The organism is uncultured Acetobacterium sp., assembly GCF_927416815.1.
Classification (GTDB): domain Bacteria; phylum Bacillota; class Clostridia; order Eubacteriales; family Eubacteriaceae; genus Acetobacterium.
The window spans coordinates 1-15,823 of sequence record NZ_CAKMJU010000080.1 but is presented as its reverse complement, the minus strand read 5'-3'; the positions used below and the strand labels follow the sequence as shown (position 1 = coordinate 15,823).

The following is a 15,823-nucleotide window of genomic DNA, read 5'->3' as shown; positions in this document are numbered from 1 at the left end:
GATCCAGCCCCGCACGATTTGCAGCAGCCTTTCTTTTCGTCTCTGAATTCCCATCCCATTACTGCGTCCGGTAATCTGTCGGATTTTATCCTTCAACTTCTGGATGCTCTGGGGGTGAACTCTCAATCTTCCCTGTCCCTGTGTAAACTCTGGAACCGCCGTATACCGAACGGTACGTACGGTGGTGTGGGAGGTCGGCTGATCAATTAATGGTCAGCCTCCTACCCGATTTTAAAGATCTTTGCTAGCAATAGTTTTGACACCAAAGATAAAGTAAAGCAGATGGACGATCCAGACAATGCCTAAAAGCGCCCGTCCCATGATTGTCCCACCCATCATCATAAAACCCAACAGCATCGTCAGGGTGACAGTCGCAATGACCCGTAATTTGGCCTTTATTGTCATACCCTGGCCTTTTAGCAGAGATTCCAGATTATTCTGGTATAGCCTGGTTTGAATAAACCAGCCATGAAGACGGTCAGAGCTTTGGGCAAAGCAAAAGGCAGCCAGCAGCAAAAAGGGTGCACAGGGGAGGATCGGTAATACCGCGCCAATGGCGCCTAGCGCCAGACTGAGACACCCCAGCAGTAGAAATAAAGCTTTTCTAATTTTCATTTGCTTACCTCGAGATTTTTTTTAAATAGTTGCTATTTTTATGGTTGCTGTGGGATCAGCGGCAAGGTCGATTGTTGGGAGCTACCGGTTCAGTAGGAAAAGGCGCCAACAGCAGGCGTTTACGGAATAAAAAAGGTGCAGCATGAGCGAATTCATGCCGCACCTTTCTCAAGGTTTATCAAGCTCCAGCCCGGCTACAAATCCGTCAATCAGATCCATGTGCTGGGACATTGCCCAGGCGGCTGTGAGGGGTTCCTTTTCTTTGAGTGCGTTTAAGATACTGCGGTGCTGTTTATCAATGATTGGCCCGCGTTCGGTATCATTGAGAATGGCGATCCGGATATCCTTGATCAGCGCTTCAATCAGGGTAGCCGAGGACAGCAAGACGTTATGAATCATCTTGTTCTCTGAGGCCATCGCAATCTCATAGTGGAAGCGCTTGTCCAGTTCTGCCCGGACGGCTTCATCGGTTTCGGTTTCAATGGCATCGCAGAGCTTTTCCAGACTGGCAAAACGTTCGGGGGTCATTTTCCTAGCCGCCAACTTGGCCGCTTCGGTTTCGAGGGCGCGGCGGAGCTCCTGAACCTCTCTTAATTCCCCCTTGCTGAGCCAGAACATAATCGTTAGTGGTTGGGTCAGGGTGTCTTCAAAATGTTCGGCAATAAAATTACCTTCACCCTGCTGACAGACCACCAGACCGATCATCTCCAGCGCCCGGATCGCCTCGCGGATGGTTGCCCGCGAAACGCTCAGCTGCTCGGCCCATTGCCGCTCGGAAGGGAGTCGGTCGCCGCTTTTTAAATTTCCGTTAATAATATTTTCTTTAATCTGCTCGAGGATCTGCAAATATATTTTCGTATGTGCAATTTCTTTAAACATCGGAAACCTTCACTTCGTTTCATTAAATTTTTATTAATTATCATTGTACCACAGCCGATTTTAAAATTCAAAAAGATAAGAAGAAGCGAACAAAAAAATCAAGTGAGAATAAAAAAAGTATGAAAACGTTATTTTAACACTTGACAAGGATTTACGAAACACATATAATGGCAACAGGTTAGTGGTCTGACCACTAGACCAGTGATAGCAGAATTTTATCAAATTTTATCAGAAATTTTGTCAAGTGGTTTATGAATGGGTTTAAGAGGGTTTTGCAGTAATCGTTGACTGATAAGATAATCAGTTTGACGGCGGAATTTAGACAACGATTGATGTCCTTGCTGTCTGTTGATGAAATGGACAGCAAATATATTTCGCGATGGTTTGTCACGACGATCAATACGGATTTTAATTTATTTATGGAGGGTTAGTATGAAAATATTGGTATGTATCAAACAGGTTCCGGGAACGTCCAACGTCGAAGTGGATCCGGAAACAGGTGTCCTGATTCGGGATGGGGTTGAATCAAAGCTGAACCCCTATGATTTATATGGGCTGGAAACGGCCTTTCGCTTAAAAGAAGAATTGGGCGGCACGATTACGACCTTGTCGATGGGACCGCTGCAAAGCAAAGCGGTACTTTTGGAATCTTTTTATATGGGTGCCGATGCCGGTTGTTTATTATCTGACCGAAAATTTGGTGGTGCCGATGTCTGGGCAACCAGCTATACCCTGGCACAAGGAACAAAAAAACTGGGTGATTTTGATCTGATTATTTGTGGTAAGCAGACCACCGATGGCGATACCGCCCAGGTCGGCCCGGAAATGGCTGAGTTTTTGGGAATCCCCCATGTCACCAACGTAATCAAAATTCTGGCCGCCGATGAAAAAGGCCTGACCCTGCAAATGAACATGGAAGAATCGCTAGAAATATTGCGGATACCATACCCTTGCCTGATCACAGTCGACAAGGATATTTACACCCCGCGCCTACCGTCTTATAAACGAAAACTGGATATTTCCGAAAATCCCGAAATTCAGGTATTAACACTAAACGATATGTATGACACCGATGAAAAAAAATATGGACTCAGTGGTTCACCCACCCAGGTGGAACGGATCTTCCCGCCTGAATGCAATGTCCAAAAAACCAGCTTTTCCGGTGATGGCAAGGTGCTGGCCGAGACGCTGCTGGGGATTTTAACCGAAAAAAAATATTTAGGAAAAAATAGTTAGGATAGGAAGGAAAAAATCATGGCAGGAATTAAAATAATCAAAGAAAACGTCGATCAAAAAACCTTTGAGGCACTGGCAGAAATTTGTCCCTTCGATGCCTTCTCATATGAAAACGCGGTACTGGAAGTCAGCTCCGCCTGTAAGGTCTGCAAGCTGTGTATAAAAAACGGACCTGCCGGTGTCCTGGTGCTGGAAGAAGAACAAAGAGTCGCGATTGATAAAAGTTTATATCGTGGAATTACCGTCTATGTCGATCACATTGAAGGCAAGATTCATCCGGTCACCTTTGAGCTGATTGGTAAGGCACGAGAACTGGCAGCGGTCATTGATCATCCCGTTTACGCCCTGTTTATGGGTACTAATATCAGTGAAAAAGCGGATCAGCTGTTAAGCTATGGGGTCGACAAAGTATTTGTCTATGACCAACCGGAACTCAAACACTTTGTCATTGAACCCTATGCCAACGTGCTTGAAGACTTTATTGAAAAGCTTAAACCGTCATCTATTTTAGTTGGGGCGACCAATGTCGGTCGTTCATTGGCTCCGCGCGTGGCTGCTCGTTGTCACACCGGTCTGACCGCCGACTGTACGATTCTGGAAATGAAAGAAAACACCGATTTAGTTCAGATTCGTCCCGCTTTTGGCGGTAACATTATGGCTCAGATTGTGACACAATACTCGCGGCCGCAGTTTTGCACGGTTCGTTATAAAGTATTTACCGCCCCGGAACTGGTTAAAGAACCCTGGGGTAGTGTTGAAATCATGGCTATTGGCAAAGACAAGCTGATCTCCGCGATCGAAGTGTTAGAAGTGATTAAGAAAGAAAAGGGTGTTGATCTCTCTGATGCTGAAACCATTGTGGCAGTTGGCCGGGGCGTGAAATGCGAAAAAGATCTCGAGATGATTTATCAATTTGCACAAAAAATCGGTGCCACCGTGGCCTGTACCCGGCCGGGCATTGAATCCGGCTGGTTTGATGCCAGACTACAGATTGGCCTCAGTGGCCGAACCGTTAAACCGAAACTGATCATCGCCCTGGGCATTTCCGGTGCCGTCCAGTTTGCTGCCGGGATGCAGAATTCGGAATACATCATCGCGATTAATAATGATTCCAAGGCGCCAATCTTTAATATTGCCCATTGTGGGATGGTCGGCGACTTATATGAGATCCTGCCGGAACTGTTAAAAATGATTGATGAACCTGAAACCGAAGAAGCCGGGAAAACCCTGGTAATGCCTGAAGCAATTAAAGCACCAGAAAGGATGGTAGGTTAAGATGAATTATAAAAAAGTAGCAGCCACTGATATTGCTTTCCTAAAGAGTCTGGTTCCCGCTGAACGGATCTTTGTGGGTACTGAAATCGGTGAAGATTTTAGCCATGATGAGCTGGGCAGCATCCATTCCTATCCCGAGGTGCTGATCAAGGTAACCTCCACCGAAGAAGTGTCAAAATTGATGAAATATTCCTATGATCATAATATTCCGGTGGTCGTCCGCGGCTCTGGTACCGGACTGGTCGGTGCCTGTGTACCATTGTTTGGCGGGATTATGCTTGAAACCACGCTGATGAATAATATCCTCGAGCTGGATACCGAAAACCTGACCGTGACGGTTGAGCCCGGTGTATTGCTAATGGAACTGTCCAAATTTGTCGAAGAAAATGATCTCTTTTATCCCCCTGATCCCGGTGAAAAATCGGCTACCATTGCTGGCAATATCAGCACCAACGCCGGTGGTATGCGAGCCGTCAAATACGGCGTGACCCGGGACTATGTCCGGGGTCTGACGGTGGTGTTGTCTAACGGCGAGATCATCGAACTGGGTGGAAAAATTGTTAAGAACAGCTCTGGTTACAGCTTAAAAGATCTGGTTGTCGGCTCCGAAGGAACCCTTTGCGTGATCACTAAAGCGATCTTAAAACTGTTGCCCTTACCCAAGATGACCTTAAGCCTACTGATTCCCTTTGACAATATCAGCGATGCCGCCGGAATTGTTCCCAAGATCATCAAATCCAAGGCAATACCAACGGCGATTGAGTTTATGGAACGCCAAACGATTCTTTTTGCTGAAGATTTTTTGGGCAAAAAATTCCCTGATTCCAGCAGTGACGCCTATATTCTCCTAACCTTTGATGGTAACTCTAAAGAACAGGTCGAGGCCGAATATGAAGTGGTCGCCAACCTCTGTCTGGCCGAGGGTGCCAAGGACGTCTATATTGTCGATACCGCTGAGCGGAAAGAATCAGTCTGGTCAGCCCGGGGTGCCTTCCTCGAAGCGATTAAGGCCTCGACTACCGAAATGGATGAGTGTGATGTGGTGGTGCCGCGTAACCGGATTGCCGAATTTATTGAATTTACCCATGAGCTGGCCCGGGAAATGGATGTTAGAATCCCTAGCTTCGGCCATGCCGGTGATGGTAACCTCCATATCTATGTCTGTCGTGACAAGCTTGGCCAGAAAGAATGGGACGCTACCCTCGAAGAAGCCATGGATCGGATGTACGCCAAAGCGCTAACCTTTAACGGCCTGGTTTCCGGTGAACACGGCATCGGCTATGCTAAACGAAAATATCTGCTCAATGATTTTGGCACCGAACATCTGGCTCTGATGGCCGGGATCAAGCAAACCTTTGATCCCAAAAACCTGCTCAATCCTAAAAAAGTCTGTCAGATGTAGGTGAATCATGGATAACGTGTTACTATTCTTTGTCGCGCTAATCCCGGTGGCCTGGTTAATTGTTTCGCTGGGGGTCTTAAAGATCCCCGGTCAAAAGGCCTGTCCGATTGCCCTGGCACTGACTGTTGTGTTGAGTATTCTGGTCTGGCAGATGCCGGTGATTGATAGTCTTACCGCTGCCCTCGAAGGCGCGGCGATGGCACTCTGGCCGATCTTTCTGGTTATTATTGCGGCCGTTTTTACCTATAATCTGGTGACCCACACCGGCGGCATGGAAACGATCAAAAAAATGATGAGCTCGGTTTCGACAGACCAGCGGATTCTGGTACTGATCCTGGCCTGGGGCTTTGGCGGCTTTCTCGAAGCGATTGCCGGCTTTGGCACCGCAGTGGCGATTCCCGCCAGCATTTTAGCGGCGCTCGGTTTTAACCCGGTCTTTGCGGCGATTATCTGTTTAATTGCCAATACCACCCCGACCGCCTTTGGCGCTATCGGTTTGCCAGTCAGCACCCTGGCCTCGGTGACTGGTCTGAATGTCAATGATTTGTCGTTCGCGATTGCAATTCAGCTGTTTGTGATGATTATGATTATCCCCTTTATCCTGGTAATGATTACCGGAAAAAGCGTTAAAGCCGTAAAAGGTGTCTTCTTAATTACCCTGATGGCCGGCTTATCTTTTGGATTGCCACAGATTTTTGTAGCCAAGTACTTAGGTGCGGAATTGCCGGCGATTGTTGGATCGGTGATCTGTATGGCGGTAGTTATTTTAATGGCTAAGGTCTTTTATAAGGATACCGCTGCCAAAGATGTGGAGAAAATCCCCGTAAAAACCGCCGTGATGGCCTGGCTACCCTTTATTCTGGTGTTTGCGATAATCATTCTTTGCTCATCGCTGTTCCCGATGATTAACGGGCTGTTAAAACAGGTTAGTAGCACGGTTCAGATCTATACCGGAGCCGGCGGTAAGCCGATGACCTTCTACTGGTTGGCTACCCCGGGAACCTTGATCATTATTGCTACCTATTTGGGCGGACTTCTTCAAGGTGTTAAATTCGGTGAGATCAGTACGATTCTCGGCAAAACCGTTAAACAAATGTTTAAATCAGCAATTACGATAATGTCAATTGTGGCGCTGGCCAAGGTGATGGGTTACAGCGGGATGATCGGGGTGATTGCCCAGATTCTGGTTATGGTTACCGGCGATTTTTATCCCCTGATTGCGCCGCTGATCGGGGCGTTAGGAACCTTTGTCACCGGTAGCGATACCTCGGCCAATGTCCTCTTTGGTGGGCTTCAAGTTGAGGCTGCCAACGCCATCGGGATGAGTCCCTATTGGCTGGCAGCCGCCAATACTGCTGGCGCTACTGCTGGTAAGATGATCTCACCCCAGAGTATTGCGGTGGCCACTGCCGCTACCGGCATCATCGGCAGCGAAGGCAAGATTCTTCAGGCCACTTTAAAGGTCTGTGCCATCTACGTTATCATTATTGGGCTGGTAGTTTATTTTGGAGCGCCGCTGATGGAAGGGTTATTGAAGTCCTTTGGATAAACGATATTTATAGGAGTTATTAAACAATCAAGACACTAGCGAAATACTTTTCTCTAGTGTCTTTCGTCTAATCAGAAAGACTGTGATGTCGCCCACATCAATGGCCGGGAGTTTCTGGAAGAGCTCTGCAAGGTTAAGGCCACTCCCAGCGATATTGTTATCACCAGTAACGGCGGTTATCCGCTGGATCAGAACATTTACCAAGCGGTTAAAGGGATGACTGCTGCTGAAGCTGCCGTTAAGCAAGACGGGGTGATTATCATGCTGGCCAAGTCCAATGATGGCCATGGCGGCGAGGCTTTCTTTAACACCTTTCGAGATGAGAAAAACCTTATGAAAATGCTGGATGGCTTTGTCAATACCCCCAGAGACGAAACAATCTCCGATCAGTGGGAAGCCCAGATTCTGGCGAGGATTTTATTAAAAGCCAAGGTGATTTATATCTCAGCAGCGCTGGAAACAATGATTAAGGAGTTCCAGATGACCCCGGCTAAGGATGTCAATGAGGCTTTGGTGCTTGCTAGAGATTAGCTGAAAAATGAAGCAGCAACAGTTACAGTGATCCCGGATGGGGTAGCGGTGATTGTTGAATAAAAAAAAGAGGTATGGCGATTGTCGTCATACCTTTTTTGCAAATAGAGATACATTTGATTAAAAAAATCTAGCGTTAACAGGATCATCAGCGTTTTTTTGGTGATGACTATCAGATCCGGGATAAGATACGATGTGTTAAATAGAGGGCGAGTGAAAAGAGTAAGGCAATAAAGATATTGACGGTAAAAACTGTGTTTCGTCCGAACCACGCGATTATCAGGAATACTGGGAAAGATCCCAAAACGAGTAAAACAGTCGGCCTATTGTTATTAAAAAGGTTTCCGATTGTGAAAGAATTTTTCATAATAAAGTTTACAATTGCGAAGGCTGCAACTAAAGCAATCAGCAACGAAGCAATTAAACCAGACGAAATGGAAATTTTAAAATTGAGTGGTTCGCCAACGATGAGATTGTGGATCAAAACGAGCGTTTCGTTTGACATTATAATAGTGATGGTACAAAAAATCGAAAGACTAAGGGAAACAGTGTCAAAAAAATCGATCACTTTTTCCTTGTTGCTTTTTGGAGAAAAACTAGCGATGATCTCATCGCAGAAGGTTTTGTAATCCGTTCCGATGACAGTTTGAATATTTTCACCTCGTTCCTGTGCGGATAAGACCATTTCGAGCAGGTCTTGTCGAATGATTTCCTGATTATATAAAGAGATACTGGCACCACGCAGATAGCAGACAATATCCGTCATGGCGGGTTCGTTTTCGGAATCAAGCAGTTTATCCAAATCATTGTTAATACGATTCAGTTCGTGTGTTCGTTTATTCATGTTTTTGTCCTCCATTTTGAAAAAGCTGATTAACCGCATTTTCCAGTTCTTTCCAATTTGCAAAAAAAGATGTCAGGGCAATTTCTCCTTCAGAAGAAATTTGAAAATACTTTCGCTTTGGTCCCAGAGAAGATGCCCGGTATTGGGTTGTTACCAGTCCGTTCTTCTCCAGTCTTAACAACAGGGGATAGATCGTTCCTTCAGAAATATCTTGAAAGCCATATTCTTGGAGGGATTGAGAAATCTCGTAGCCATAAGTCTCTTGAAAACTGATCACTTTGAGAATACAACCCTCTAGGGTACCCTTGAGCATTTGAGATGGGATCATATTGGGTTTCCCCCTTTCAATGCTATTATGCATTACAAGTTACTATCTATATGGTAATGCATAATAGTGAGCTTGTCAAGAAAAATAGGGACGACGATATTGCGCAAAGATCATTTAAGAAGCGGAATAATCACTACAATAAGTTGTGATATGGTTAGTGTAATTTGACATACTGGCAGAAAGAGAATAAAATTGTAACTAATTGGGAAAAAGGCTGAATGCGACAAGAAGAAACTAAAAATGACTGATTGATTAGTAGGCATATGCCGATCAAATATCTGATTAACTGCACGAGCAAGTGGGCCTTGATTAATGATAAAACATATGTCGTCAGAGATATTAACGTGGAGAATGTTGGGATTAATGGAAGGGAAGAGGACGGAGACAAAGAAAATTATGAAAAGATTAAAGAGTAGGGTAAACGATAAAAACTTATTTGAAATGCGAACAATCGGGTCTAAATTCTTAATAGCTTTTGTAATATCATTGATTTTTTTTAACGCCATAAGCATTAATATGAGTTTTTACTTTTTGGTGCTCATAATTCTATGGGTGACCGTCTGGATAAATAATAAGATGTCAGGAAACATAAAACTATATGACGCCTTAGTTGTAGTTTCTATGGGTAATCTTTCGAGTATTATTGCCTTGCAGGTCATCGGTAATTTTGAAATTACAACAATGGATTTTGCATTGGGATCGATTTGCTGTTTGGTTATTCTAATTGTATGGTTACGTAGTTGTAATCTAGATTCAAAAAAAGATCAGCAAAGTAAACCCGTTGAACTATTGAAAAAAAGGCGACAAGATTTAAACCGTTTGATACGTTATTTGGGAATTTTTGAAATTATCGCTTTGAATGGCAGATGGGGGACAGGTAAAACACTGTTAGTTAGTGAATTGAAAAATAATCCAGAGATTAAGGATAAGTATGAAGTTATCGAAATTGATGTGCTTGCTTGCGACTTAAACGAATTATTGTTGATTCTAGTTAAAGAAATTGATAATCTTTTGTATAGAAACAGAATAATTTCCAGGTATTCAAACAAGCTGAAAGAATTTTTCGGGAGTAATACGGTTTTGCGCCAGTTGCAAAGTTTGATCATAGACAATAACCAATCGTATTCAGAGTCGATAAAAGGTTTGCAAAAAGAGTTGCTTTCCCTAGAGAAAGACGTTTTGATTATTTATGAAGACATCGATCGCATTAATGATGTAGATACGATAAAAAAGCTTTTTAGTATTAATGAGAAGCTATCAAATGAACGGATAAAAATTATTTATCAATTTCATGAAGAGAATCTCAAAAACATGGGCTTTTCCGATGCGTATCTGGAAAAATATTTACCATTTAAAGTGAATGTGACTGAAAGTGATTTTTTTGAGACAATTAGGTTTATCTTGAATGATAAAAATGTTGATAAAAATTTACTCAAAATTGATGACTTTTATTTTTTGAAAAAAGAATTTCAGCAAAATAAGAGTACCGTTTTAAGTGAAAATTTTAATATGGGCATAGAAGTATATTCTGAATTTAGAAGTTTGCCATTTCGTAAAGTGAAGAATTTCTTTGCTGAATTAATGGATACACTGAACCATAATAATTTCAATGAATATAAAGAGACGGTTATTGCATTTTATCTCATCAAACACTTCATTCCATCTATCTATGAAGAACTAAACATTGAAGAAGGATTGCTGGAAAACATAAAATTTGTAGTAGCCGGTAGATTTTATTCACTATCGAAACTAATCGAGTTAAAAAAATTAGACAAGCTTTGGACTTATCAACTTGAGAAAATTTTTGATGTAGAAGAGAATAGGACCAAATGTGGTGTTCTTAGTATTTTTTGTTACGAAAACATTGAGGTTCAAGCAGGTATCGCACCTGAAAAGCAAGGCCAAGGTGTGCTGGAAGAATCACCGAGAATGATCAAACAAAAAAACAGCAATGAGAAAAAAGATCGTATCATCTGGCATCTATTAGCTGCCGGAAAATCAGAATATACAGACTATGAAAATTCAGGAAAAAAACTTGTTGAAAATGTTTTGAAAAAGCCGGAAGAAAAAAGAATTATGGCTTTTAAAGAGTTCGAAAAGGAACTGTATTCACTAGAAGAAAATGAAGTTGATAATAGAAGCATAAATTACTTTTTTTGTCCATTTTTTCTTGAATTATTTAAAGCCTGCCGAACTATACTAGATGGTGAACACTACGTAAAGGAACTCGTCGATTTATATTTTGACATCGAAGAAATTAAATCGATTAATAAAGAAGTAATCCGAACGTTAAATTATTCACTACTACCAGATACTGATGCCTATGTACATATTCTTAAAAAATTCAATCAACTAGAAATAATTGGTAATCTGAATGGATACGAATGTTTTGTGACCTTTATCAATAAATATTTATGTGAGGCATTATCAAATCTTGGTTTTATCAATATCCACCGCCATTTCATTTTCGATTCAGGAATTATCAGGGAGATGAAAGAATATTTTATAAAAGACTTGAATAAAATAAAAGATGAAATAAACAAGTTACAAAGTGACATGCATAATTTCACGAGTTCGACAGAAATCGAAGCTGATATTTCGACCATAAACAAGTTTGTTGAGAAATTGATTGCAATAATTAAGTTTCCGAATGAGATTAGCGTATTAAAGAATCCTTTTAAGATCGAAGCAAAGATGGAAAGCAGATTGGTCAATCAGGAGGAATATGATAGACTTAGAATACTGTTGAAAAACGAAAACGATAAGGCAAGAAAAGAAATTATAAAGAGCTATAGATCAGGAAGGATTACGCCTTATGAAATAAATAAATTGAGAATTGCAGAGAACGAATAAAAATTTGCTCAATGCTTGAGACTGTTTTAATAGGGGTTAATTCAAACGATATAAACCTCATCGCGGTTAGCTAGCGATACTTGTTTTCATCCCAAAATACCAAACTATTATAGTGTGAAATTAGAATGTGTGGATATGATATTTGGGGTGTTGTTATGAATTATATCGTTCTAGTGCTTTCCCGGTCACGTAACTGTTAATTTTAAAAGGAGTATTTATGGATAAAAAAGAAATTGCAACTAAAGAAGACCTTATAAAAGTTATAAATTTGCTGGATAGTTTAAAAATGAGATATTGGATAGAAGGAGGCTGGGGCGTAGATATTTTGCTAGGTAAGGAAAATAGAGATCATCGAGATATCGATGTAGATTTTGATGCAGAGTTTACAGGAATTTTACTAGATGCGCTAAAAAGAAAGGGTTTTGAGATTAAAACTGATTGGAGCCCATCGCGGATAGAGTTGTATCATCCCAAATTGGGATATTTAGATATCCATCCTTTACTAATCAATGAAGATGGAAGTGCGAGGCAAGCTGATACACAAGGTGGTTGGTTTGAGTTAGAAGCAAAATGGTTTTCGACTGCATTATTTGAAGGCAGGGTAATTCCATGTATTTCCGCTGAAGCTCAAATGCTATTTCATAGTGGATACGATCTTAGAGATGTTGATCGAATTGACATGAAAAACCTTAGGCTGGCGGTGCTAGAACCTAAGGCCGAGCTTGAGGATTAATGATAAGGAGGTAGTGTATTAATGGGTTTATTAAATATAGGTAGTCTGGGATTAGGGTTGGTGGCTTGGATTTTGCCGATTATTAGCCTAATGAAATATAGAACTAAGACTCAAAATAGTTGGTCGATGCGCTCTGTTTTGAGTCTTAGTACCTGTGCGATTGCGATATATTTTCAGGTGATTTACAATCATTATTTGGTTAAGATTGAGGACTGGTCGGCTTTAATAGATACCGCTGGGGCTGTGAATTTTGTGGCCGGAGTTCTACTTGTGGTAACGATTTTATTAAATGGAGCTACTATAGTAATGTATACTACAGATCGAGGTGAAAAAACTAAAAAGGGCTTATAAACTCCCCTTGTAGGAATCGACTGGTCCATCTAAAAGTAAAAACGACTTTAATTTTATAGCAAAGACAACGGCGTCTGGATTATTGAAAATTTCTGTTAGTTCCCCATGATCCTTGAATAAATTCGCCTTGACATTTTTGGTTTCAGAATCCGCCAGGGGTTGGAATAATCCTTCATAAGTAATCGAGATGATATTTTCTGTAGCGGAAGTGCCGAGTTTCTGACGAGTATCAACCAAGAAACTAACCCGGGGATTAGTCAGAAGATTCTGATACTTCCGGGATTCCCGGGTGGAAACTAGATAAAGAACACTGAGATCATCTATCAGGAGATAGGTCATCAATGAGCAATAGGTTTTTCATCTGCTTCAGCACATAAAACACAAAGAGTGTTTTCGTGAAGAATACTTTTTAGTTTAGCTAACATTTTAGCGCCTTTCTTTAGCCCGGAGGAAGTAACCGGTAACCCTTCCTTTTAACTGATTAAACAAATTTTAAACTAGTTGATTAAAATGTTTAGGAACGCAACCATATATTTTATTATATCAGATATCGGAGGCAAGTTTCTGTTGAATTATCTTATTTATAAGGTGAATACGAAAATGCTATTATTTCCTCATTAAAAGGATAACCCTAATTTTACGAAGCGATAGCGACAGAATACGTATTTGGATATTACGGGGTGGCGGAGCCACCCAATCTCCGGGAATAGAGCCAGGGGGGGAGAGTATCGGATTGTGTAGCTCTAAATCGTCGGAATACTCAGTATTTTTGGAAATCTCGTTTGATTTTTATGCGACACAACTAAAAAATATGAAGATTTGGACAAGCTTTTTAAGACCAAAAGAATCGGCAACCGGAACCTCAAGTCGTATTGATGACACATAGATAAGCCCGTATTTATACGGTTTTTATATATTCAACGCATTCTAAAACACTTGCTTTTATTTTTTCAAGTACACCAAAACCATCACTTAAATCAAGACTTTCATTTAGAGGTTTTTTGATGATATAGTCAACTTGGTTAGGATTATTATTTAGCACATAGGGGATGGTCTGGGTTTTCAGTTTTTCGTAATAGGCACATTGTATTTTGCGGTTATAGCCTGATACCCATACCTCAAAGCGAAAGATCTTGTGAACAAAAACGACCTGGATTTTTATACCTTTTGCTTTCAATTCGCTATCGGTAAGTTGAAAATATGCAAAATCCATATTATTTTCAACAATCTGACCGGAAAAATCATATGCTGGCAGCTCCTTTTTTAGCTCAGTCCGCAAAAAACGAAAAAGCTTGATAAATTCCTGATATCCTTCTTGCAAATCAGTCGTTTCGATTAATTTTTTATAGGCATTAAGGGCTTGTCTATTAAAGTTCATTATGAGTACCTCCAATTACTTGATCGTTAATTTAATAAAACGGGGGTTCGCGCTCATAACCAGAAAGCACACCTGATCGTGGCGTCGTTTTGTTTGTACTAGCTAGAAATCATAGAATGATTTGCGGATTTATAAATCGCCTCGGTATGAATCGACTGGTCCATCTAAAAGCAGAAACGACTTTAATTGAATACCAAAGACAACGCTGTTTGGATTTTTGAGAATTTCCGCCAGTTCCAGATGCTCCGTGGCTAATTTTAACTTGATCCGCTGCGCTTCACAATCGGTCAGAGCTTTAAATAAGCCGGAAAAAGTAACCGAGACAATTTTTTCGGTCGTCGCGGCGCCTTGGGTCTGGCGGGTATCAACCAGGACACTGACCCGGGGATTGGCCAGCAGATTCTGGTACTTCCGGGAATCGCGGGTGGCGACCAGATAAAGAACGCTGATATCATCGTCCATCAGGAGATAGGTCATCAACGAGCAATAGGGGTTTCCGGCTGTTTCAGTACATAAAACACAAAGGGTGTTCTCGCACAGAATGGTTTCGATTTGAGCTAACATGTTACCGCCTTTCATCAGGCCGAAGGAAGTGAGTCGGTACGCCTTTTAAACAAGCTTCATCCTGATCGATTAAAAATTTTGATTATTGATTAGAACTGTTTGGGTGTCAGATCTTAAGCTTATTATAACAGATCTCGGCTGGATTTTTTAGTCGACTTTGGTTATTTATAATCAGATGATAAACGAAACGACCTTGTGTCATGTGATTGAAGATGACCACAACGGGGTAAGAATATCCATAATCAATAAAACAGGAGGCTGAAATGGAAAAGAGCTTAAGACCACGGGTGATTGTCAGTAAATGTATGGGTTTTGATGCCTGCCGATATAATGGCCAGACCCTTCCCGACAAGTTTGTCGAAAAATTAAAAGACTATGTCGATTATTACCCGGTTTGTGCAGAGGTGGAAATTGGTTTGGGGGTTCCCCGAAATCCGATTCGGCTGGTGATCGAAGAAGGCCAGACCGTTTTGTATCAGCCAGCCACCGATACCGAATATACCCAGGCGATGATTGATTTTTGCGGGCGCTGTTTTGGGGAGCTTTCGGATATTGATGGTTTGATTTTAAAAGGGCGCTCGCCTTCCTGTGGTACCAAGGATGTCAAGGTCTATCTTGGCAAAACCAAGGTTGCCGGCTCCGTTAAAGGGCAGGGTGTCTTTGCGGCCGAGGCCTTTAAGTATTATCCCCATGGCGCCATTGAAGAAGAGGGACGGCTGACTAATTTTAGGATACGGGAGCATTTTCTGACCAAGCTATATACCATGTGCCGCTTTCGTCAGGTCGAAGAGACCGCAACGATGGCGGCCTTGGTTAAATTTCAGGCCAATAATAAATATTTGTTGATGGCTTATAGTCAGAAAGAGCAAAAAGTGCTGGGGCAGATTGTCGCAAACCACGAAAAATTAGCGGTTGATCAGTTGATTGGCTACTATAAAGAGGGCTTGGCCAGAGCATTCGCAAAGATTCCCCGGTACCGCAATTATATCAATGTGATGATGCACATCTTTGGCTATTTTTCAGATTCCCTTTCAAGTGGCGAAAAAACCTTTATTCTTGACAGTTTTGACAAATATCGCAACGGAAAAATCCCCTTAAGCGTGCCCCTAAATATCCTTAAAAGCTATGTGATCCGCTACAATGACGGCTATCTTCTTGAGCAGACGATTTGGGCGCCCTTTCCGGAAGAATTGATGGACATTAGTGATTCGGGAAAAATGGAAGACGAGGTCGGGCAGTGACCAAAAGATCCTGCCCTAAAAAATTTAAGACTTGGCTGGCACTT

The 15,823-nt window shown here is 41.8% G+C and carries 18 protein-coding genes; 9 read left to right on the top strand and 9 right to left on the bottom strand.

The window, feature by feature from the left end; translation table 11 throughout:
* From QZ998_RS11715 to QZ998_RS11705, 3 genes are all read right to left on the bottom strand, one after another.
* A partial coding sequence (locus QZ998_RS11715; protein WP_366512445.1) for a group II intron maturase-specific domain-containing protein occupies positions 1 to 96 on the bottom strand: 96 nt, incomplete at its 3' end.
* A gap of 135 nt (positions 97 to 231) precedes the next feature.
* Positions 232 to 615, bottom strand: a complete 384-nt coding sequence (locus tag QZ998_RS11710; RefSeq protein ID WP_296560816.1) for a YbaN family protein — start codon at positions 613 to 615, stop codon at positions 232 to 234.
* A gap of 168 nt (positions 616 to 783) precedes the next feature.
* A complete protein-coding gene (locus tag QZ998_RS11705) occupies positions 784 to 1,494 on the bottom strand; it encodes a FadR/GntR family transcriptional regulator (RefSeq protein WP_296560814.1) in 711 nt (236 codons plus the stop codon).
* A 432-nt stretch (positions 1,495 to 1,926) separates the two neighbouring features.
* Between QZ998_RS11705 and lctB the strand changes: the two genes are divergently transcribed.
* Genes lctB through QZ998_RS11685 form a run of 4 tightly spaced genes read left to right on the top strand, consistent with a single transcriptional unit; the run spans position 1,927 to position 6,956 of the window.
* Positions 1,927 to 2,730 carry a lactate dehydrogenase subunit LctB gene (lctB, locus tag QZ998_RS11700; protein WP_296560812.1) on the top strand — a complete coding sequence of 268 codons (804 nt, stop codon included), beginning with the start codon at positions 1,927 to 1,929 and terminating at the stop codon, positions 2,728 to 2,730.
* 18 nt (positions 2,731 to 2,748) lie between these two features.
* Entirely contained in the window at positions 2,749 to 4,005 is a 1,257-nt protein-coding gene (gene lctC, locus QZ998_RS11695; protein ID WP_296560809.1) for a lactate dehydrogenase subunit LctC, read from the top strand.
* Between the two features lies 1 nt (position 4,006).
* Complete coding sequence (gene lctD / locus QZ998_RS11690) at positions 4,007 to 5,407, top strand: lactate dehydrogenase subunit LctD (RefSeq protein ID WP_296560807.1); 1,401 nt, start codon at positions 4,007 to 4,009, stop codon at positions 5,405 to 5,407.
* 7 nt (positions 5,408 to 5,414) lie between these two features.
* On the top strand, positions 5,415 to 6,956 hold the full coding sequence (locus tag QZ998_RS11685; RefSeq protein WP_296560806.1) for a lactate permease LctP family transporter: 1,542 nt from the start codon (positions 5,415 to 5,417) through the stop codon (positions 6,954 to 6,956).
* Between the two features lie 27 nt (positions 6,957 to 6,983).
* Here QZ998_RS11685 and QZ998_RS11680 read toward each other — a convergent pair whose 3' ends face one another.
* The gene (locus QZ998_RS11680; RefSeq protein WP_296560805.1) at positions 6,984 to 7,160 is read right to left on the bottom strand and encodes a hypothetical protein; all 177 of its coding nucleotides are present in this window, start codon (positions 7,158 to 7,160) and stop codon (positions 6,984 to 6,986) included.
* Between QZ998_RS11680 and QZ998_RS11675 the strand changes: the two genes are divergently transcribed.
* On the top strand, positions 7,110 to 7,487 hold the full coding sequence (locus tag QZ998_RS11675; RefSeq protein ID WP_366512444.1) for a hypothetical protein: 378 nt from the start codon (positions 7,110 to 7,112) through the stop codon (positions 7,485 to 7,487). The two genes, QZ998_RS11680 and QZ998_RS11675, sit on opposite strands and share 51 nt — an antisense overlap.
* A 172-nt stretch (positions 7,488 to 7,659) precedes the next feature.
* On the opposite strand, the gene QZ998_RS11670 is transcribed toward QZ998_RS11675, so the two are convergent.
* The gene (locus tag QZ998_RS11670; protein ID WP_296560801.1) at positions 7,660 to 8,331 is read right to left on the bottom strand and encodes a hypothetical protein; all 672 of its coding nucleotides are present in this window, start codon (positions 8,329 to 8,331) and stop codon (positions 7,660 to 7,662) included.
* Positions 8,324 to 8,659 carry a PadR family transcriptional regulator gene (locus tag QZ998_RS11665; RefSeq protein WP_296560800.1) on the bottom strand — a complete coding sequence of 112 codons (336 nt, stop codon included), beginning with the start codon at positions 8,657 to 8,659 and terminating at the stop codon, positions 8,324 to 8,326. Before QZ998_RS11665 ends, QZ998_RS11670 begins: the two co-directional genes overlap by 8 nt.
* Positions 8,660 to 9,055: 396 nt before the next feature.
* Here QZ998_RS11665 and QZ998_RS11660 point away from each other — a divergent pair, with 396 nt between their 5' ends.
* The 3 genes from QZ998_RS11660 (at position 9,056) to QZ998_RS11650 (ending at position 12,596) form a co-directional block, all read left to right on the top strand.
* On the top strand, positions 9,056 to 11,512 hold the full coding sequence (locus QZ998_RS11660; RefSeq protein WP_296560797.1) for a hypothetical protein: 2,457 nt from the start codon (positions 9,056 to 9,058) through the stop codon (positions 11,510 to 11,512).
* Between the two features lie 217 nt (positions 11,513 to 11,729).
* The gene (locus tag QZ998_RS11655; protein WP_296560794.1) at positions 11,730 to 12,245 is read left to right on the top strand and encodes an aminoglycoside adenylyltransferase; all 516 of its coding nucleotides are present in this window, start codon (positions 11,730 to 11,732) and stop codon (positions 12,243 to 12,245) included.
* Positions 12,246 to 12,266: 21 nt separating this feature from the next.
* The gene (locus QZ998_RS11650; protein ID WP_296560792.1) at positions 12,267 to 12,596 is read left to right on the top strand and encodes a hypothetical protein; all 330 of its coding nucleotides are present in this window, start codon (positions 12,267 to 12,269) and stop codon (positions 12,594 to 12,596) included.
* Here QZ998_RS11650 and QZ998_RS11645 read toward each other — a convergent pair.
* The 3 genes from QZ998_RS11645 to QZ998_RS11635 all read right to left on the bottom strand — a co-directional run bounded on the left by QZ998_RS11645 (position 12,591) and on the right by QZ998_RS11635 (position 14,538).
* Complete coding sequence (locus QZ998_RS11645; RefSeq protein WP_296560818.1) at positions 12,591 to 12,935, bottom strand: pyridoxamine 5'-phosphate oxidase family protein; 345 nt, start codon at positions 12,933 to 12,935, stop codon at positions 12,591 to 12,593. The two genes, QZ998_RS11650 and QZ998_RS11645, sit on opposite strands and share 6 nt — an antisense overlap.
* A 559-nt stretch (positions 12,936 to 13,494) precedes the next feature.
* Positions 13,495 to 13,974, bottom strand: a complete 480-nt coding sequence (locus QZ998_RS11640) for a hypothetical protein (protein WP_296560790.1) — start codon at positions 13,972 to 13,974, stop codon at positions 13,495 to 13,497.
* Between the two features lie 129 nt (positions 13,975 to 14,103).
* Positions 14,104 to 14,538, bottom strand: coding sequence for a pyridoxamine 5'-phosphate oxidase family protein (locus tag QZ998_RS11635; RefSeq protein WP_296560788.1), 435 nt, complete (start codon positions 14,536 to 14,538; stop codon positions 14,104 to 14,106).
* Between the two features lie 263 nt (positions 14,539 to 14,801).
* Here QZ998_RS11635 and QZ998_RS11630 point away from each other — a divergent pair, with 263 nt between their 5' ends.
* Positions 14,802 to 15,779: a DUF523 and DUF1722 domain-containing protein gene (locus QZ998_RS11630; protein WP_296560786.1), complete on the top strand. Its 978-nt coding sequence runs from the start codon at positions 14,802 to 14,804 to the stop codon at positions 15,777 to 15,779.
* Positions 15,780 to 15,823: the final 44 nt, after the last annotated feature.